Origin of the sequence: Streptosporangium sp. NPDC000509, assembly GCF_042898365.1 — a bacterium.
Lineage (GTDB): Bacteria > Actinomycetota > Actinomycetes > Streptosporangiales > Streptosporangiaceae > Streptosporangium.
The window spans coordinates 335,742-356,049 of sequence record NZ_JBIAYX010000007.1; the positions used below are offsets into that span (position 1 = coordinate 335,742).

Here is a 20,308-nt window from a genome sequence, read left to right on the forward strand (position 1 = left end):
CTAAATAATCAAATAAATAGACAAATGCGGACAAGAACGGCACGGAACCGGCAAGATGGCAAAATAGGATCTTCCTTCCCCTGCATCAGAGAAAGAGCAGGCCGTGTCCGACGAGACCTCCCCGCACGATGCCTCCACGATCAACTCCAGCGTGGCCCACTCCGCCCGCATCTGGAACTACTGGCTCGGCGGCAAGGACAACTACGCCATCGACCGCGAAATCGGCGACCAGTTCGTCGGTATTTTTCCTGACATCGTCGATATCGCTCGTTCGTCCAGGGCATTCCTCTCCCGCGCCGTCGAGTACATGGCCGGTGAGGGCGGGATCCGTCAGTTTCTCGACATCGGCACCGGGCTGCCCACCGTCGACAACACCCACCAGGTCGCCCAGCGGGTCGCCCCGGACGCGCGCATCGTCTACGTCGACAACGACCCCATGGTGCTCACGCACGCCCGCGCCCTGCTGACGGGCACCTCCGAGGGCGCGACCGAGTACATCGACTCCGACCTGCGCGACCCCGACAGGATCCTGGAGGCCGCCGGGAACACCCTGGACTTCGACAGGCCCGTCGGGCTGATGCTGATGAACATCCTGGGTCACATCACCGACATCGACGAGGGACGGGCGATCACCCGCCGCCTGCTCGCCGCCCTGCCCTCCGGCAGCTACCTGGCGGTGGCCGACGGCACCAACGTGATCCGGGGCGTGGAGTTCGAGAAGGCCATCGCCATCTGGAACGAGGCCGGCTCGGTCCCGTACACCCTCCGCAGTCCCGAGCAGATCGAGAGCTACTTCGAAGGGCTGGAAGTGGTGGAACCCGGCGTGGTCTCGTGCCCGCTCTGGCGTCCGGGACCGTCGATCGTCGGCGGCCTCCGCGAGGTGGACGAGTTCTGCGCCGTGGGACGCAAGCCCTGAGCACGCCCTGCCCGAGCGGGCCCTGAGCACGCCCTGCCCCTCAGGGCCGCCGGACCGCGGGCGACCGGCCCTGACACGGGCGGCCCTGACACGTGGCACCTTCCGTGCCCATCGGGGCCGCCGGACGATGGGCGACCGCGCCACGGGCGACCCTGACACGTGGGCACCCTCCGTCGGGTTCCGCCGAGCCCATGGGTATGGTGAACGGCGGTGCGCCGGGAAGTCTGGTCGGCAGTGTCCGACCCGACCCCTGAAGCGGAGCTCACATGGGCAACACCTCTCCCGGCACGCCTCGCCTGTTCAGCCGCGGCTCGTGGGACGAGGCCCGCCGCATCGCCGACATCCTGCGCGGGGAGACCGTCGGCGGAGCGCTGCTGCTGGTCGGCGCGGTAGTCGCGATGATCTGGGCGAACTCCCCCTGGTCGGGCGCCTACGAGGCGCTGCGCGCCATCAGGATCGGGCCCGCGGTCCTGCACCTGGATCTGACCCTCGCCACCTGGGCCGCCGACGGGCTGTTGGCGATCTTCTTCTTCGTGGCCGGGCTGGAGCTCAAACGCGAGTTCGTCGCCGGCGACCTGCGCCAGGTGCGGCGGGCGGCGGTGCCGGTCGCGGCGGCGTTCGGCGGTGTGATCGTCCCGGCCGGGCTGTATCTGCTCGTCACCCTCTCCAGCGACGCGGCCGACTACGCGGGCAAGGGCTGGGCGATCCCGACGGCCACCGACATCGCCTTCGCGCTGGCCGTGCTCGCGGTCGTCGGCCGGTTCCTGCCCACGGCGCTGCGCACCTTCCTGCTCACCCTGGCCGTGGTCGACGACCTGCTCGCCATCGCCATCATCGCGCTCTTCTACACCGCGCACCTGTCGCTGCTGCCCCTGCTGGGCATGCTGGTGCCGCTGGCGATCTTCGCCCTGCTGGTGCGGCGCCGGGTGCGCGCCTGGTGGCTGCTGCTACCGCTCGCCACCGCGACCTGGGCGCTGATGCACGCCTCGGGTGTGCACGCCACCGTCGCCGGGGTGCTGCTCGCCTTCACCGTGCCGGTCGTCCGCAGCGAGCGGGCCGGTGGCCCCAGCGCCGGACCCGGCCTGGCCGAGCACTTCGAGCACCGCATGCGACCGATCTCGGCCGGGGTGGCCGTGCCGATTTTCGCGTTCATGTCGGCGGGGGTGGCCATCGGCGGCCTGAGCGGCCTCGCCTCCGCCCTCACCGACCCGATCGCGGTGGGCATCGTCATCGGGCTCGTGGTCGGCAAGCCCATCGGGATCATGGCCGCGACCTGGCTGGTGTCCCGCTTCACCCACGCCGACCTGGACGAGAGCCTGAGCTGGGTGGACGTGGCCGGGCTCGCGATACTCGCCGGCATCGGCTTCACCGTCTCCCTCCTCATCGGGGAGCTGGCGTTCGGGGCCGGCAGCGAGAGTGACGCCCACGTCAAGGTGGCGGTCCTCACGGGCTCCCTCGTCGCGGCCCTGCTCGCGACACTCATCCTCCGCATGCGCAATCGCATCTACCGGCGCATCCACGAGGCCGAGACCGTCGACCGTGACGGCGACGGCATCCCCGACGCCTACCAGCAGCCCTGAGAGGACGCCTGCCGATGACACCCCGGCAGGCCGTACTCAAAAACGGCTCCGGGGCGCATCCGGTGGGGCCATCGGAGCGAAACCGAGATCGGCCAGCGCGGCCGCGCCACGGGCGGCGTGGCCGCCGCCGACGAGCACCAGGGTCCGCGCCGACTGATAGCGACAGCCGGCGGCGTCAAACGCGTCCGCCGTGGCGAGCAACCGCTCCCGGTCGTCGTCGAGCAGCGCCTGGGCCCGTTCCACGATGGCGGTGGCGACCGGGTTGCCGGCCACGACGGTCCGAGCCTCGGCCAGACGGTCGCGGGCATCGGAGCTCCCGGCGAGTACGGCGGCTTCGGCACGCAGCGCCACATACCAGTGCAGCCAGATCCAGGTGACCCATTGCCATACCTCGCCGGGCTCAGGCGCCAGCCGCTCCAGCGCCTGCGGTGCCCGCCCACGGTGGAGCAGGAGCATCGCGTCGAAGACCGCCCCGTAGCCGTGGGTATTGCCCGGTGAGGGGTCGAGACGATTCAGGACCGCGCTCCATTCGCGCCAGGCGTCCTGGTCGTCGCGTAGGCCGTGGATCATCGCCACCGCGGCCGCCGACGGGCCGAGGACGGACCTGGCGGGGCTGCCGGCCTGCTGCCACGCGTCGAGGAACCGGACGCTGCCGGTGACCACCTCCTCGACGTTGCCCGCCATCGCGTCGGTCACAAGGAGCCAGCTCGTGGCACGATGGCCGACTTCCGCCAGCAGCGGATGATCCGCGAGTCGCCGCGCCCACCGGCGGGCCCCCGGCAGGTCGCCGGTGCCGAGGCCGGCCTCGGTGACCTCACCAAGCGCCTCGATCAGCTCGTGGGTACCGGCCGGGGTGTCCGGTGTGGACGAGAGCAGCATGATCCGGCGCCGGGCCGAGTCGGCGGCGGCGAACGGGCCGCCGGCCCAGCTCCGAGCACAGGTGAGCGTATCGAGCGCGGCGGACTCGGCGAGCGGGTCACCCGTGCGGTGAGCGAGTTCGACCGCTCGTTCGGCGCGTGCGATCGCCATGGGAATCGCGTTGTCGTTCACGCCCGGTGCGGCACCGATCTCGGTGAGCGCCCGTCCGGCCTCGGCCAACGCCACCGCGCCCTGGGCGGCCGGATCGTCGCCGCCCAGCTTCCGCGCCCGGGTGATGAGCGTGATCACCTCTTCCGGTGGCAGTTTCCTGACGAACTTTCCGGAGAACCGGTAGGCGTTGGCGGCGGCGGTCGCCAGGTCACGGGCGGCGCCGGCGGTGTCACCGGCCCGGTCGGCGGCCTCCGCGGCCGCACGGTGCAGGCGGTACATGTCATCGCCGTGCATCCGGCAGCCGGCCACGGCCGCGGCGTGCCGGAGCATCGATGCCCCGGCGGCGGGGTCGTCGGCGAGCGCGGCGGCCTGCTCGTAGCGCCCCTGAGACTCGCCGATCAGGTGACGGACGAAGGTCAGCTCCGCCATGAACCGAGCGAGGCGGTACGCGTCCGCGCGCTGTTCCGGCCGGTCGGCCGCCCACGCCAGGGCGGCGCGTAGATCGTCCACCACCGCGTCGAACCGGGCCCGCCAGTCGGCTCGCACCATCGCCAGCTCGGCGGCCTTGGTCAGGCACCAGCGAACGTGCCGGGATCGGGCGTCGACCAGCTCACCGGCCTCGGCCAGCCGCTCCACCCCGTACTGACGGATGGTCTCCAACGCCCGGTACTTGGTCCCGCCCGGGGACCCCGTCACCACCAGCAGGCTCTGTTCGGCCAGCCGTGCCAGTCCCTCGGCGACGATGCCTTCCTCGCCCCCGGCCGCCTCCGCCGCCGCGGCAGCGGTGAACGGTGCCACGAACACCGACACCCGGCGCAGCAGCGCCCGGTCGGCCGGTTCCAGCAAAGCATGGCTCCAGTCCAGCGCCCCCCGCACCGAACGGTGCCGCTCGTCGGCACGGGAGCCACCGGTCAGCATCCGCAGCGGATGGGACAGGGCGGCGTTGATGCCGTCCAGCCCGAGCGTGGAACACCGGGCGGCGGCCAGTTCGATCGCCAGCGCCATCCCATCCAGCCGCTCGCAGATCGAGGCGATCTGATCGCGCAGCGCGGGATCCAGCGACCGGCCCACCGCCGCCGCCCGTTCCCTGAACAACGCGACCGCGTCGGACTCACCGTCGACGGACAGCGACAGCGGCGGGACCGGATACACCCGTTCGAACGGCACCATCAGCCGTGCCTGGCTGGTCGCCAGCACCGTCATCCGAGGGCACGCCGCCAGCAGCCGCTCGAGAAACAGCGTCACCCCGTCCACCATGTGCTCGCAGTTGTCCAGCACCAGCAGCGCACGGCGGTCGGCCAGCGCGGCGAGCACGGATTCGGTCATGTCGCGGCCGGGCTGCTCACCGAGGCCGAGCGCCCCGGCGACCGCCGTGGCGATCAGGTCCGGATCGGTGACCGGAACCAGGTCGACGAACCACACCCCGTCGGCGTACTCGCCGGCCGCTTCCGCGGCCACCGCCAACGCCAGCCGCGTCTTGCCCACCCCGCCGGAACCGACCGCGGTCACCTGACGGTGTTCCTTGATCAGCTCGGCCAGTTCGGCCCGCTCGCTCACCCGGCCGACGAACGAGGTCAGCGGGGCCGGCAGAACCGGTGCAGGGTGAGACGGGCCGACGCCGATCGGCTCGGACGCGCGGCGGGCGAGCGCCCGCCGATCCGGCACCTCCAGCTTGCGCAGCAGCGAGGAGACGTGACTCTCCACGGTGCGCACCGAGATGTGCAGCCGTGCCCCGATCTCGGCGTTGCTGAGATGGGCCCCGACCAGCTCCAGCACTTCGGCTTCCCGGGGCGATATGTCCGCTGCTGCAATCACTGTCACATATTGCCGCACCCCCTCCGTGCTCTCATCCGTGGTGGCCACCGGGCGCGATCCGTGCCGTCGATCCGTGGGCGGTTCCGTGGGCGGTTCCGTGGTCACCACGGATGCCGGCCGGGCAGGCCGGAGGCGAAGCTGTGAACACGCGAACAGCGGGTCGACGAGGCCCACGACCACAGGAGTGACCATGACCGGCTCTTCCGCCCAGGGAATCAAGACCGTGCTGCACCCGGTGTCCGACCTGGCCAAGGCCAAGACGGTGTACGCGGCCCTGCTCGGCGTCCCGCCCCAGGTTGACTCGTCCTACTACGTCGGCTTCGAGGTCGAGGGCCAGCACATCGGGCTGGTGCCGGGCGGTGGACCGCAGGGCATGACCTCGCCGGTGGCCTACTGGCACGTACCGGACATCGAGGCGAAGCTGGCCGAGGTGATCGCCGCGGGGGCCATCGTCCGGGAGGCCGCGCACGAGGTCGGCGGCGGACGCCTGGTGGCCACCGTCGTCGACCTCGACGGCAACGTCCTGGGGCTTCTGCAGGACCGTTGATCGCCGCCTGCCCCTGCCATGCCCGCCGCTTGGCGGCCGCCGACAAGACCACGAACCCACCTCGCTCGAAGGATCCGCTGAGGCGGGCGGCGAGACGACCTCGACGACGCCATCACCACCGAGGACCACAAGGTCCCTTCTCGAAATCCAGAAAATCAAGATCCTCCAGGAGGAGATCCGCCATGAGCAGCACCGAAGGCAGCACGTACGAGGGATTCACCGCCGAGGAGCGGGCCGCGATGAAGGACCATGCCCAGGAGCGGAAGACGGCGGCGCGCCGCAGCTCGCGCGCGGACAAGGCGGCGCAGGACCAGCGGGACGTGCTCGCGAAGATCGCCGAAATGCAGGAATCGGACCGGATCCTGGCCCAGCGCGTCCATGCCGTCATCACCGCCGACGCACCGGCCCTCGCGCCGAAGCTCTGGTACGGGATGCCCGCCTACGCGCTGAACGGCAAAATCGTGTGCCACTTCCAGAGCGCGGCCAAGTTCAAGACACGCTACGCGACGCTCGGGTTCAGCGACCAGGCGAATCTGGACGACGGCGCGATGTGGGCCGCCGGTTTCGCCCTGACCGAGGTGACGGCCGAGGTGGAGGCGCGGATCAGCGCGCTGGTGAAGCAGGCGGTGCGCTGAGACTCGCCCGGGAACGTGCGCCCCGAATCGCGCCGAGTCGGGTCCGTACATCACTTCGCTCGAACGGCGTCGGCTCGCGTACGTCACCGGGGCGGCGCCCGGCGGAGGTGGGATTCCTACGGGACGGACACTCTGGGACGACGTTTGACATCTCCCATCCCCCTGACAGATGGTTGTTCGTATAAAGGACGTATGCGTCCTATAAACGGACAGAGCTGGGAGAAGCGGATGCCGTACTACCGGGTCGTCGGGGAGATCCCCCGCAAGCGGCACGTGCAGTTCCGGCGGCCCGACGGCGGGCTGTACGCCGAGGAACTGATGGGCGAGGAGGGGTTCTCCAGCGACTCGTCGCTGCTCTACCACCGTCACCTCCCCACGGCGATCGTCAAGGCCGAGGCCGTCGAGCCCGACGAGTCGCGAAACCTCACCCCCAACGTGCCGCTCTCCCCCCGCCATCTGCGTACCCAGGACCTCAAGCCCCAGGGGGACCTCGTCTCCGGGCGCGGGCTGATCGCCGGGAACGCCGACGTCCGCATGTCGTACGCCGCGAGCGAGGAACCCAGCGGGCTCTACCGCAACTCCATGGGCGACGAGTGCGTCTACATCGCGAGCGGGCAGGTCAGGTTCGAGTCGACGTACGGGGCGATCGAGGCCGGGGAGGGTGACTACGTCGTCGTCCCCACCGGGACGATCCACCGGTGGGTGCCGAAGGGCCGCGTCACGGCGTTCACCATCGAGGCGGCCGGTCACATCCGGCCGCCCAAGCGCTATCTGTCCAAATACGGCCAGTTCCTGGAGCACGCCCCCTACTCCGAGCGCGACCTGCGCACCCCGCAGGAGCCCCTGATCGCCGAGGGCGAGGAGGTGCCGGTGCTCGTCCGCACGCGCGGCGGGCTCACCCGGCTGGTCTACCGCGACCACCCGTTCGACGTGGTCGGCTGGGACGGCTGCCTCTACCCGTACGCGTTCAACATCAACGACTTCGAGCCGATCGTGAAGCGCACCCACGCCCCGCCGCCGGTGCACCAGACCTTCGAGGGTCCCAACTTCGTGATCTGCTCGTTCTGCCCCCGGCCGCTCGACTTCCACCCCGACGCGATCCCGATCCCGTACAACCACCACAACGTCGACTCCGACGAGCTGATGTTCTACGCGGGCGGCGACTACACGGCGCGCAAGGGATCGGGCATCGACGTCGGCTCGGTCTCCCTGCACCCGGCGGGGTTCACGCACGGGCCGCAGCCGGGCGCCGTCGAAGCCGTCATCGAGGCGGTCCGGCAGGGCCACACGCAGACGAGCGAGCTGGCCGTGATGGTCGACACCTTCCGCCCCCTCGACCTGGGTCCCGCCGGGCTTTCCGTGGAGGACCCCGCGTACGCGTGGACGTGGGCCCGTTGACGAACGCGGCCCCGGACCCGGAGCCGCCTCCGGACACGGCCCGAGGCCGGGACACGAACGCGGGAGCGTCCCCGGACGTGACCACGAACACGGATACGGTCTCCGGTCCGAGCGCGACCTCCGACCCGCCACGGGGTAGGGGCAGAACCATGAGCGTAGACGCGAGCACGGGAACGGGAACGGGCGCCGGCGTGGACGGTAGGGACGCGAGCGGCACGGGCGTGGACAACACGGACGCGAGCGGTGCGGGCGCGAGCGGCACGGACGTGGACGGCACAGGTGTGAGCGGCGCAGGTGTGAGCGGTGTGGGCATGGGAACGGCGACGCTCTTCCGGGAGCTCGTCGACGACGCGGGGCTGTTCCCGCCGACCGGGCTGCCGATGGCGGAGGCCCTGGAACGCCACAGGAACGACCTGGCGGGCAACGACCCGGTGCTCACCCACCGGTTCCTCTGCCCGGCCGGACGCCTGGGGGAGCTCCGCGACCACCTCACCTTTCCCATCCGGCTCGGTCTGATCCTCGACACCCCCGACATCCCGCCGTTGGAGGACGTCGCCGTCGAGCTGGTCGAGGTGCGGCAGGCGCCGGGCGAGACCCCCGGAGCGGTGTGGGAGCGACTGGCCGGACGGTTGCCCGGCGACGCCCGGCTGTTCGTCGAGGTGTCCGCCGGCGACCCTGCCTCCCTGGCCTCCCTGACCTCCCTGCCGCGCGACGGCGAGGGCCCCGGTCTGAAGTTCCGCTGCGGCGGGCTGACCGCGGGTGCCTTTCCCAGCGCCGCGGACCTGGGCACCCTCATCGCGCACTGCGCGAGGCACGGCGTGCCGTTCAAGGCGACCGCGGGGTTGCACAACGCGGTCCGCCACTTCGATCCCGCGCTCGGCGTCGACCGGCACGGATTCCTCAACCTGGTCCTCGCGGTCTGCGCGGCCGTGGAGGACCGCGACCCGGTGCCGGTGCTGAAGCTCACCGACGTCGGCGAGCTGGTACGGCTGGCACAGGCCGTGCCCGACGACACCTCGGCACGCGCCAGGGAGCTGCTGGTGTCGTACGGGTCGTGCGACACGCACACCCCGATCGAGGACCTGGTGGCGCTGGGCCTGATCGCCCGGCGCCCGCCCGCCCCCGCCGGCACGGCGCCCCACACCACCACCACCGGCACCGCCATCCCCGATACAGCGACCACCGGCGGAGCGGCCCACGGCATGGCCGCCCCCGACACAACAGAGGAGAACGTGTAATGGGTTGGGACCTGGAGAACCTGCCCTACGGAGTCTTCTCCCGTCATGAGGGAGAGACCCCTCGCGTCGGCGTCCGGTACGGAGACCACGTGGTCGACCTGGCCGGGGCGCTGCACGACGAGGTGTTCGCCACCGGATCGCTCAACGCCTTCATGTCCAGGGGCCCGGCCGCGTGGCGGGACACCCGGGCCCTGATCCAGAACAAGCTGAGCACCGACCATGTGGTGGTGAGGCCGCACCTCATCCCCCTCGACCAGGTCACCCTGCACCTGCCGATCGAGGTGGCCGACTACGTCGACTTCTACTGCTCGCTGGAGCACGCTTCCAACCTGGGCCGGATGTTCCGCCCCGACGAGGAGCCGCTCAAGCCGAACTGGCGTCACCTGCCGGTCGGCTACCACGGCAGGGCGGGGACGGTCGTGGTGTCCGGGACCCCGGTCACCCGGCCTTCCGGGCAGCGCGGCGCGGGGGTCTTCGGCCCCTCCGCCAAGCTGGACATCGAGGCGGAGCTGGGATTCGTCGTCGGCGCGCCGACCGCCCTCGGGGAGCGGGCAGGACGGTTCGAGGACCACGTGTTCGGCGTGACCCTGGTCAACGACTGGAGTGCCCGCGACATCCAGGCGTGGGAGTACGTCCCGCTGGGCCCGTTCCTCGGCAAGTCCTTCGCCACCTCGATGTCTCCGTGGATCACCCCGCTCGCGGCCCTGTCGGAGGCGCGTGTCGAGGGCAGGCGGCAGGATCCCGAGCCGCTCGACTACCTGCGCCGCGAGGAGCCGTGGGGGCTCGACCTGCGGATGGAGGTCTCCGTGAACGGCGAGGTCGTCTCCCGTCCCCCGTACCGGGACATGTACTGGACGCCCGACCAGATGCTCGCCCACATGACCGTCAACGGCGCCGCCCTGCGCACCGGCGATCTCTACGCGAGCGGTACGGTCTCCGGCTCCGGGCCGGGCGAGCGCGGCTCGCTGATCGAGCTGACCTGGAACGGGACCGAGCCGCTGAAGCTGCCCGACGGCTCCGCCAGGACCTTCCTGGAGGACGGGGACACCGTCACGATCACCGCGACCGCTCCGGGACCCGGCGGGACCGTCATCACTCTGGGTGAGGTCTCCGGAAGGATCGAGCCCGCGCGGTAACCCGGCGATTCGAGGGAAGGGATGAGCCGAGGCGCTCGAAATGGCGGCCTGCGGGGAGAACCGGGCCTGTCCGCGACATGGCGAAAGGCATACGGTGGGCAAAGGAACCTACCTGACGTCCGGAACGTTGTACAAGTAGGACAGGAGGGTCGGAGCATGGAGTATTGGGTCATCTGGTTGATCTTGGCTGTGGCGCTTGGTGTCGCAGAGATACTCACCCTCACCACCGCTCTCGGCCTGCTCGGGGGCGCCGCCCTCATCACCTCCGTCGCCGCCGCGCTGGGGCTGCCGATCCCGCTCCAACTCGTGGTGTTCGTCGCCTCCATGGCCGCCGGAGTGACCTTGGTCCGTCCCGTCGCCCAGCGCCACATCGCCAAGCTGCAACCCCGGAGCCAGCGCTTCGGGATCCAGGCGATCGTGGGCAGGTCCGCCTACGTCCTGAGCGAGGTGACCGGCAGGGACGGCCGGGTTCGGATCGGCGGCGAGGAGTGGTCCGCCAGGGCCTACGACGAGACTCTGGTGATCCCCGCCGGAGCGACCGTCGACGTCATCGAGATCGAAGGCGCGACCGCACTCGTGTATCCACGGGAGTGAACGCCACGGCCCCTCTGCCCATCCAGCCGGACCGCGGGAGTGCCGCCATAAATAAATCCACGTCGGGAGTGACGCCATGGATCCTCTACTCGTAGCCGGACTGCTCATCGCTTTGTTGGCGGTGTTCACCGTGATCCGCTCGGTGCGCATCGTCCCCCAGGCGCGAGCCCGCAACGTGGAACGACTCGGCCGCTATCACAGCACGCTGAAGCCCGGCCTGAACTTCGTGATCCCCTACATCGACCGGGTCTATCCGATGATCGACCTGCGTGAGCAGGTCGTCTCCTTCAGGCCCCAGCCGGTGATCACCGAGGACAACCTGGTCGTCGAGATCGACACGGTCCTGTACTTCCAGGTCACCGACCCCCGGGCCGCCGCGTACGAGATCGCCAACTACATCCAGGCCGTGGAGCAGCTCACGGTCACCACGCTGCGTAACGTCGTCGGCTCGCTCGACCTGGAGATGACGCTCACCTCGCGTGACACGATCAACAGCCAGCTGCGAGGTGTGCTCGACGAGGCGACCGGCAAGTGGGGCATCCGGGTCAACCGGGTGGAGATCAAGGCCATCGACCCGCCGAAGAGCATCAAGGAGGCGATGGAGAAGCAGATGCGCGCCGAGCGGGACAAGCGCGCCGCGATCCTCAACGCCGAGGGCCAGCGGCAGTCGCAGATCCTGACCGCCGAGGGTGACAAGCAGAGCGCGATCCTGCGGGCCGAGGGTGACCGGAGCGCCGCGATCCTCAAGGCCGAGGGTCAGTCGCAGGCCATCGACGAGGTCTTCCAGGCCGTGCACCGCAACGACCCCGACCCCAAGCTGCTGGCGTACCAGTATCTGCAGGTCCTGCCCGAGCTGGCCAACGGCCCGAACAACACGTTCTGGGTGATTCCCAGCGAGGTCACCTCCGCCATCCAGGGCGTCTCCAAGGCGTTCACCGAGGCGCTGCCGCAGTCGTCGGCCGTCCGCGAGACCCCCAGGGTGAACGAGGCGGCGGCCGAGGAGCGGAAGCAGGCCGAGCAGGCGGCCGCCGACGCGGTCGCCGAGGCCGCCGAGACCGATCTCGGCCCCCGCCAGCTCAACGCGCCTCCGGTGCCTCTCCCCGGCAACGGCCTCCTCGGAGCGGAGACGGAGTCGCAGCAGGAGCGTCACCTCCAGGAGGAGCACCGCCCCTGACCCGGAGGAGGGTTTCTCTTCCTGGTCCTCCCGCCCCGGCGATCCGGGCGGGAGGACCTTTTTCATGGCCGAGGCTCGTAGGGCAACGATCATGACCGGTGTTCGTCGGCGCGGGCATCCGCGCCCGGCCCCGGGCCGTCGCGGGGGTCGGTGCCCTGGAAGTACGGGACCGTGTCGATCTCGACGACCAGGTGGTCCTCGGTGATCACCGGCTGGGGCCTGAAGGAGACGACCTGACCGGTGCTCCAGTCGAGATCTCGCGGTCGGACCCGTTTGTTCGGCCGGTTTAGGGAGAAATGTCTGGGTATCCCCCTGGGTCCCGGGACCCGGGCGTGAAGCAACGCTGTGGGCGGGGTTAAGAAAACCGCGATGGACACCCCCGAAGGCGACCGGGCACAGTGCGTATGGTCGAAACCGAGGGGGAATCCGCGATGAAGGCACTGGTCAAGGAGAGGGCCGAGCCCGGTCTGTGGCTCGTCGACGTGCCGGAGCCGTCCGTCGGACCCGGCGAGGTGCTGATCAAGGTGTTGCGCACCGGGATCTGCGGCACGGATCTGCACATCCGGAGTTTCGACGCGTGGGCCCGGCAGACGCTGAACACGCCGCTCGTCATCGGCCACGAGTTCTGCGGCGAGGTCGTCGAGGTCGCGCCCGGCGTGGAGGACATCACCCGCGGCGACCTGGTGAGCGGCGAGGGGCACCTCGTCTGCGGCAAGTGCCGCAACTGCATGGCCGGTCGGCGGCACCTGTGCCGCAGCACGATCGGGCTGGGGGTGAACCGCGACGGCGCCTTCGCCGAATATCTGACGCTCCCCGCCTCCAACGTCTGGGTGCACCGGGTCCCGGTCGACCTCGACGTGGCCGCGATCTTCGACCCGTTCGGCAACGCGGTGCACACCGCCCTCACGTTCCCGATGGTCGGCGAGGACGTGCTGATCTCCGGCGCCGGGCCGATCGGGCTGATGGCCGCCGCGGTCGCCACCCACGTGGGCGCCCGCAACGTGGTCGTCACCGACGTCAGCCCCGAGCGGCTGGAGCTGGCCCGCAAGCTCGGGGTCGCCCTCGCCCTGAACGTCGCGGAGACCTCCATACAAGAGGGCATGAACGGGCTGGGCATGCGCGAGGGCTTCGACGTGGGCCTGGAGATGTCCGGCAACCCGAAGGCGCTCCGCGACATGATCGCCTCCATGTCGCACGGCGGGAAGATCGCCATGCTCGGCCTGCCCGCCGAGGAGTTCGCCGTCGACTTCGCGACGGTCGTGACCTCGATGCTCACCATCAAGGGCGTCTACGGCCGGGAGATGTACGAGACGTGGTACGCCATGTCCGTACTCCTGGAGAAGGGCCTCGACCTCACCCCCGTGATCACCGACCGCTTCTCCTACCTCGACTTCGACGCGGCCTTCGACACCGCCGCCGGAGGCAGGACCGGCAAGGTCATCCTGGATTGGACGACCTGATGCCCGGCCCCCACCGCGACCTCGGCGGAACCGGAAAGACCACCTCGGATTGGACGGCCTGATGTTCGACAACCTGCGCGACGACTTCCGTACGACCCTGAACGAGATCGCGGAAGCCGGGCTGCTCAAGCCCGAACGGGTCATCACCACCCCGCAGCGCGCCGACATCGCCGTGGCCGGCGGCGGTGAGGTGCTGAACTTCTGCGCCAACAACTACCTGGGCCTGGCCGACCATCCCGAGGTGGTCGCCGCCGCCAAGGAGGCCCTCGACCGCTGGGGCTTCGGCATGGCGTCCGTCCGCTTCATCTGCGGCACCCAGGAGGTGCACAAGGAGCTGGAGGCGCGGCTGTCGGACTTCCTCGGCCAGGAGGACACCGTCCTGTACAGCTCGTGCTTCGACGCCAACGGCGGCGTGTTCGAGACCCTGCTCGACGACCGGGACGCGGTGATCTCCGACGCGCTCAACCACGCGAGCGTCATCGACGGCATCCGCCTGTCCAAGGCCCGGCGCCTGCGCTACGCCAACCGTGACATGACCGAGCTGGAGGCGCGGCTCAAGGAGTCCGCCGACGCCCGGCGCAGGCTGATCGTCACCGACGGTGTCTTCTCCATGGACGGCTACGTCGCGCCGCTGAACGAGATCTGCGACCTGGCGGAGCGGTACGGGGCGATGGTGATGGTCGACGACTCGCACGCCGTCGGTTTCGTCGGCGACAACGGCGGGGGCACCCCCGAGCTGCACGGCGTACGGGACAGGGTCGACATCCTCACCGGCACGCTCGGCAAGGCGCTCGGCGGGGCGAGCGGCGGCTACGTGGCGGCGCGCGGGGAGATCTGCGAGCTGCTCCGCCAGCGTTCGCGCCCCTACCTGTTCTCCAACTCCCTCGCCCCGGTGATCGCCGCCGCCTCGCTGCGCGTCCTCGACCTGATCAGCGGCTCGGACGAGGCACGGACGCGGCTGCGCGCCAACACCGAGCGGTTCCGCATCGGCATGATCGAGGCCGGATTCGACATCCTGCCCGGTGACCACCCCATCGTCCCGGTGATGATCGGCGACGCCGCCGAGGCCGCCGCGATGGCCGAACGCCTGCTGGAGCTGGGCGTCTACGTGATCGGCTTCTCCTACCCCGTCGTCCCGAAGGGCGAGGCCCGCATCCGGGTCCAGCTCTCGGCGGCCCACTCGTCCGAGGACGTCGACCGCGCGCTGGAGGCCTTCGCCACCGCCCGTGGCTGAACACCCGCGGTGGAGCTCACCGGCGAACACCCGCTGACGGGCGTTCGCCGCGGCCCGCGGGTAAAAACACCGCACCCGGCCCCGGACCCGGGGTGTCGTGCCCGGCCCCCTCCACCACACGTTCGTCTACCGGGGTGCCCGGCGAGTTCCCCGCCGGAAGTCGCCGGGCACCCCGAACGGGAGTCCGGGCATGGTGTGTTCAGGCGAACGCGAGGAACGCTCATGTGCTCTTCGCTGAAAATCGTCGTCCGCGTGGCGTGTGGCTTTCATGGCTGTGACCGGCATCGGCTGAATTAAGGTTACGTGTTGCCCACGTAGCACGATGAGCCAGTGGTATGGGGCGCTCTCCCCCTTTCTTGGACAGTCAAGGTCGAGGAGAGACCGATGCCCCGCAGACATGCCACCATCATGGGATGTGTCCTGGCGGTCACCGCCCTTACCGCGACGACCGCCCCCGCCGTCGCCTGGCACCTGACGTCCGACGCCTCGGCCACCGTGTCCGCGACGAAACCACCAACGGGAATGCTCGCGGCCATGCAGCGCGATCTCCATCTCACCGCGGAGCAGGCCCAGGCCCGGTTGCTCAACGAGACCCGCCTGACGGAGATCGAGGCGCGGCTCCATAGAAGACTCGGTGACCGTTTCGCTGGTTCGTGGCTTACCGAACCCGTCGCGCAGACTCTTGTAGTGGCCACCACCACCCCCACCGATCTTCCCCATATCCTCGCCGAGGGCGCCAGGGGCAAGGTGGTCGGCCTGTCGCTGGCGCAACTCAACGTGATCAAGAAGCAGACGGACGAGATCCTGTCCACTCACCCGTTCGCTGGAGGGCATGTGCGTTACGTCGACGTGCGGGCCAACCAGGTCGTCGTCCTGTCCGATGTGCCGTCGACGACCAGGGCCGTCCTCAAGGCCGCCGGCGTGAATTCGAGCGCGGTGCGGGTGCTCTCCTCCTCTGAGCGGCCCCAGCCCCTTTCCGATCTGGTGGGTGGCGAGGCTTATTACGTCGGTGCCACAACCCGTTGCTCGATCGGCTTCTCCGTGGTCCGCGGTCTTCAGAACGGTTTCGTCAGTGCCGGTCACTGTGGCACGGTGGGGATGACCACCAGCGCCAACGTCGACCGGGGCCCTCAGGGGATCTTCCAGGCATCGCTGTTCCCGTCCCGCGACTTCTCCTGGATCGCGGTGAACGGCGACTGGACCCCCAGGCCGTGGGTGAGCAGCGGCGCGGGCGAGACGGTGGACGTCGCCGGCTCCAGAGTGGCCATCGAGGGGGCGTCGGTCTGCCGGTCCGGCTCCACCACCGGCTGGCACTGCGGAACCATCCGGCAACTCAACGCCAGCATCGCCTACCCCCAGGGCACCGTCTCCGGACTGACCCGGACCAACGTCTGCGCCGAACCCGGCGACTCCGGCGGCTCCTTCATCTCCATCGACCAGGCCCAGGGCGTCACCTCCGGCGGCTCCGGCGACTGCAACTCCGGCGGCGTCACCTACTTCCAGCCGGTCAACGAGATCCTCACCACCTACGGCCTGTCCCTGGTGACCACCAATGGCAATCCTCCGCCTCCGAGCACGGGCACCTGCACCGGCTACCCGCACACCGCCGACGGCCGACTGATCGCTGGGAAGCCCGCTCACCAGGCGATCTATCACCGGTCGACCGCCGACGGCCCCCACTTCGCCTGCCTGGCCGGTACCATCGGCACCGACTTCGACCTCTATCTGCAGAAGCAGGAGGGCCAGGCCTGGGTCACCGTCGCCACCTCCAATGGGCCGACCTCCAACGAGAAGATCGACTACACCGGCACGGCCGGTTACTACCGATACCGCGTAATCTCCTCCAGCGGCTCCGGCGCCTACCTTCTGGGGTACAAGGCACCGTGACCTGCCCGGTGGCCTTCGCTGGAAATCGTTGTCCGGCGTGGCGTATGGCTTATGTGGCTGTGACCGGCATCGGCTGAATTAAGGTTATGTGTTGCCCGCGTAGCACGATGCGCCAGTGGTATGGGGCGCTCTCCCCCTTTCTTGGACAGTCAAGGTCGAGGAGAGACCGATGCCCCGCAGACATGCCGCCATCATGGGATGCGTCCTGGCGACCACCTTTACCGCGACGGCCGTCCCTGCCGCCGCCCGGCCCCTGACGACCGGCGTCGCAACCACCGCGACCACGATGAAACCACCGCCGGGAATGCTCGCGGCCATGCAACGCGACCTCCATCTCACCGCGGAGCAGGCCCAGGCCCGACTGCTCAACGAGACCCGCCTGGCGCCGGTCGAGGCACAACTCCGCGCGAAGCTCGGTGACCGTTTCGGCGGTTCCTGGTTCACCGGAACCATCGCGCAGACCCTCGTGGTAACCACCACCACCCCCGCCGATCTTCCCGACATCATCGCCGCGGGCGCACGGGGTGAGGTGGTCACCCGGTCGCTCCCGGACCTCCACAAGGCCCTGGCGATCACTGACGCGTCTCTGTCCACTGCCGGGGGAAAAGTGCGCTTCATCGATGTGAAGAGCAACAGGATCGTCATCCTCACCTCGGATCTTTTAGCCACTGAGGATGAGATAGAGGCCAGCGGTGTGGGCGCGAACGCCGTGCAGGCGGTGCACTCCGCCGAGAGCCCGCGGCTCCTTTACGACGTGGTGGGCGGCGACGCCTACTACATCGGCACCACGTCCCGCTGCTCGGTCGGGTTCTCCGTGACCAAGGGGACCCAGAACGCTTTCGTCAGCGCCGGTCACTGCGGTGCGCAGGGCAAGGCCACCACCGGCTTCAACCGGGTGTTGCAGGGTGTCTTCCAGGGGTCGACCTTCCCGGACAGCGACTTCGCCTGGGTTTCCGTGAACGACGGCTGGACGCCCAGGCCGTGGGTGAGCAACGGCGCGGGCGAGACGGTGGACGTCGCCGGCTCCAGAGCGGCCATCGAGGGGGCGTCGGTCTGCCGGTCCGGCTCCACCACCGGCTGGCACTGCGGAACCATCCAGCAACTCAACACCAGCGTCACCTACTCCCAGGGCACCGTCTCCGGGCTGACCCGGACCAACGTCTGCGCCGAACCCGGCGACTCCGGCGGCTCCTTCATCTCCATCGACCAGGCCCAGGGTGTCACCTCCGGCGGCTCCGGCGACTGCGCCTCCGGCGGCGTCACCTACTTCCAGCCGATCGGCGAGATCCTCACCACCTACGGCCTGACCCTGACGACCACCGCCAACCCGTCTGGCACGGGCGCGAACACCTGCACCGGCTATCCGCGCATCGCCGAGGACTCGCTGACCGTAGGTAGTTCCGCCTATCAACCGCGCGGTCGTCGCTATTACTCGGCCTTCGGCGGCGTCCACTCCGGTTGCCTGAACGCCAACGACAACACCGATTTCGATCTCTATTTGCAGAAGTGGAACAACCGGGCCTGGGTCACCGTCGCCGCCTCGGAAAGCCCGCACCCCGACGAGAGGATCGACTACACCGGCACAGCCGGTTACTACCGATACCGCGTGGTCTCCTCCAGCGGCTCCGGCCCTTACAGCCTGGAATACAGGATGCCGCAACGCGCCCAAGTCTCACCTCCTGCCACTCCGACCTTTTCCCGGTGACCCGACCGCCGAGGTCTACGGCATCGACGGGGTGGCGGGAGGTCCGGGACGGTCGAGGACCCGATCGACGGTGTCCCTCGCCGGGCCCCGGAATGCTCCGGCGAGCATCGCCGGAGTCGCACCCGCGTGGCGTGTGGCTTCCGTGGCCGCGACCGACAACAGCTGAATTAAGGTTGTGCTGCCCGCACCGCATGATCAACCGATGGTGTGAGGCGCTCCCCCCTCTTTCTTGGATAGTCAAGGTCGAGGAGAGACCGATGCCCCGCAGATATGCCGCCATCATGGGATGCGTCCTGGCGACCACTTTTACCGCGACGGCCGTCCCTGCCGCCGCCCGGCCCCTGACGACCGGCGTCGCAACCACCGCGACCACGATGAAACCACCGCCGGGAATGCTCGCGGCCATGCAACGCGACCTCCATCTCACCGCGGAGCAGGCCCAGGCCCGACTGCTCAACGAGACCCGCCTGGCGCCGGTCGAGGCACAACTCCGCGAAGAACTCGGCGCCGACTTCGGCGGTTCCTGGTTCACCGGAGACCTCGCACAGAATCTCGTGGTGGCCACCACCGATAAAGAACACACTCCCCAGATCGTCACCAGGGGTGCCCGCGCCGAGATCGTCGGCCGGTCGTTGGCGCAACTCAACTCGACCCTCCAGACGGTCGAGACGGCCCTGTCCGCCCACTCGGGCGGGCCGGTGCGCTATGTCAACGTGCGGACCAACCAGGTCGTCGTCCTGTCCGATGTGCCGTCGACGACCCAGGACGCCATCGAGGCCAGCGACGTGGACCCGGTCGCGGTGCGGGTGGTGTCATCCATCGAACGACCCCAACTCCTGTCCGACCTGGTGGGCGGCAACGCTTACTACATCGGCGCCTCGGAGCGCTGTTCGATCGGGTTCTCCGTGACCAAGGGGACCCAGAACGCTTTCGTCAGCGCCGGTCACTGCGGCGCCAAGGGCGCCACCACCACTGGCTTCAACCAAGCCGACCAAGGTGTCTTCCAGGGGTCGACCTTCCCGGACAGCGACTTCGCCTGGGTCGCCGTGAACAACAACTGGACACCCAGGCCGTGGGTGAGCAACGGCGCGGGCGAGACGGTGAACGTCGCCGGCTCCAGAGTGGCCATCGAGGGGGCGTCGGTCTGCCGGTCCGGCTCCACCACCGGCTGGCACTGCGGAACCATCCAGCAACTCAACGCCAGCGTCACCTACCCCCAGGGCACCGTCTCCGGACTGACCCGGACCAACGTCTGCGCCGAACCCGGCGACTCCGGCGGCTCCTTCATCTCCATCGACCAGGCCCAGGGCGTCACCTCCGGCGGCTCCGGCGACTGCAACTCCGGCGGCGTCACCTACTTCCAGCCGATCGGCGAGATCCTCACCACCTACGGCCTGACCCTGACGACCAGCAGCGGATCCACCCCGCCCCCACCGCCACCGGCGGCCCCTGGCACGTGCACCGGCTATTCGAGGACCGTCACCGGCACGCTGGCCAATGGTCAGTCCGTCTATCAGCCGAACAACCGCTACTACCAGTCGACCGCCGACGGCATTCACTCCGCCTGCCTGGCCGGCAGCGGCAGCGTCGACTTCGACCTCTACCTGCAGAAGTGGAACAACCAGAGCTGGGTCACCGTCGCCACCTCGGAAAGCCCGACCCCCAACGAGAAGATCACTTATACCGGCACGGCCGGCTACTACCGATACCGCATAGTCTCCTTCAGCGGCTCCGGCGCCTACACCCTGGGATACAACGCGCCATAACCCGCGTCCCAAGAAGGTGATTCCGGGCTGTGGATGACGAAACAAGCCGGAAACAGGGCGGAGTTTCGGGGGGGGGGGGGGGGGGGTTTTTTTTTCCCCGCCCCCCCCCCCCCCCTTTCTCGGGGTTGGGGGGGGGGGGCGGCACCGGGGGGGGGGGTGGATGTGGTGTGTTCATGTGGGTGTGGTCGCCGGCG

The 20,308-nt window shown here is 69.5% G+C and carries 15 protein-coding genes; 14 read left to right on the forward strand and 1 reads right to left on the reverse strand.

All coding sequences use genetic code 11. The features are described 5' to 3' along the window. Positions 1-103: 103 nt before the first annotated feature. Both ACFY3D_RS15875 and nhaA read left to right on the forward strand, forming a co-directional pair. The gene (locus tag ACFY3D_RS15875; RefSeq protein ID WP_362904906.1) at positions 104-916 is read left to right on the forward strand and encodes an SAM-dependent methyltransferase; all 813 of its coding nucleotides are present in this window, start codon (positions 104-106) and stop codon (positions 914-916) included. A 266-nt stretch (positions 917-1,182) separates the two neighbouring features. Beyond that, entirely contained in the window at positions 1,183-2,496 is a 1,314-nt protein-coding gene (gene nhaA, locus ACFY3D_RS15880; protein ID WP_389980011.1) for a Na+/H+ antiporter NhaA, read from the forward strand. 36 nt (positions 2,497-2,532) lie between these two features. Here nhaA and ACFY3D_RS15885 read toward each other — a convergent pair whose 3' ends face one another. Next, a complete protein-coding gene (locus ACFY3D_RS15885) occupies positions 2,533-5,340 on the reverse strand; it encodes an ATP-binding protein (RefSeq protein ID WP_389980014.1) in 2,808 nt (935 codons plus the stop codon). Positions 5,341-5,530: 190 nt separating this feature from the next. Between ACFY3D_RS15885 and ACFY3D_RS15890 the strand changes: the two genes are divergently transcribed. The 12 genes from ACFY3D_RS15890 to ACFY3D_RS15945 all read left to right on the forward strand — a co-directional run bounded on the left by ACFY3D_RS15890 (position 5,531) and on the right by ACFY3D_RS15945 (position 20,114). Next, positions 5,531-5,887, forward strand: coding sequence for a VOC family protein (locus ACFY3D_RS15890; protein WP_362904912.1), 357 nt, complete (start codon positions 5,531-5,533; stop codon positions 5,885-5,887). Between the two features lie 182 nt (positions 5,888-6,069). Then, positions 6,070-6,522, forward strand: a complete 453-nt coding sequence (locus ACFY3D_RS15895; protein ID WP_389980017.1) for an iron chaperone — start codon at positions 6,070-6,072, stop codon at positions 6,520-6,522. 228 nt (positions 6,523-6,750) lie between these two features. Continuing rightward, the gene (locus ACFY3D_RS15900; protein WP_389980048.1) at positions 6,751-7,920 is read left to right on the forward strand and encodes a homogentisate 1,2-dioxygenase; all 1,170 of its coding nucleotides are present in this window, start codon (positions 6,751-6,753) and stop codon (positions 7,918-7,920) included. Positions 7,921-8,069: 149 nt separating this feature from the next. Next, complete coding sequence (locus ACFY3D_RS15905) at positions 8,070-9,158, forward strand: hypothetical protein (protein ID WP_389980020.1); 1,089 nt, start codon at positions 8,070-8,072, stop codon at positions 9,156-9,158. Further along, complete coding sequence (fahA, locus tag ACFY3D_RS15910) at positions 9,158-10,294, forward strand: fumarylacetoacetase (protein WP_362926200.1); 1,137 nt, start codon at positions 9,158-9,160, stop codon at positions 10,292-10,294. The genes ACFY3D_RS15905 and fahA overlap by 1 nt, the downstream gene beginning before the upstream one ends. A gap of 156 nt (positions 10,295-10,450) precedes the next feature. Further along, the gene (locus tag ACFY3D_RS15915) at positions 10,451-10,888 is read left to right on the forward strand and encodes an NfeD family protein (RefSeq protein WP_350945720.1); all 438 of its coding nucleotides are present in this window, start codon (positions 10,451-10,453) and stop codon (positions 10,886-10,888) included. 76 nt (positions 10,889-10,964) lie between these two features. Further along, the gene (locus ACFY3D_RS15920; RefSeq protein ID WP_389980023.1) at positions 10,965-12,062 is read left to right on the forward strand and encodes an SPFH domain-containing protein; all 1,098 of its coding nucleotides are present in this window, start codon (positions 10,965-10,967) and stop codon (positions 12,060-12,062) included. A 431-nt stretch (positions 12,063-12,493) separates the two neighbouring features. Next, complete coding sequence (tdh, locus tag ACFY3D_RS15925) at positions 12,494-13,522, forward strand: L-threonine 3-dehydrogenase (RefSeq protein WP_389980026.1); 1,029 nt, start codon at positions 12,494-12,496, stop codon at positions 13,520-13,522. A 61-nt stretch (positions 13,523-13,583) separates the two neighbouring features. Beyond that, positions 13,584-14,756 (forward strand): glycine C-acetyltransferase, encoded by a 1,173-nt coding sequence (locus ACFY3D_RS15930; protein WP_389980051.1) that lies wholly within the window; start codon positions 13,584-13,586, stop codon positions 14,754-14,756. Between the two features lie 384 nt (positions 14,757-15,140). Then, positions 15,141-16,643 (forward strand): S1 family peptidase, encoded by a 1,503-nt coding sequence (locus ACFY3D_RS15935; protein ID WP_389980029.1) that lies wholly within the window; start codon positions 15,141-15,143, stop codon positions 16,641-16,643. A 169-nt stretch (positions 16,644-16,812) separates the two neighbouring features. Further along, positions 16,813-18,348: a S1 family peptidase gene (locus tag ACFY3D_RS15940; RefSeq protein WP_389980031.1), complete on the forward strand. Its 1,536-nt coding sequence runs from the start codon at positions 16,813-16,815 to the stop codon at positions 18,346-18,348. A gap of 257 nt (positions 18,349-18,605) precedes the next feature. Further along, on the forward strand, positions 18,606-20,114 hold the full coding sequence (locus tag ACFY3D_RS15945) for a S1 family peptidase (protein WP_350945726.1): 1,509 nt from the start codon (positions 18,606-18,608) through the stop codon (positions 20,112-20,114). Positions 20,115-20,308: the final 194 nt, after the last annotated feature.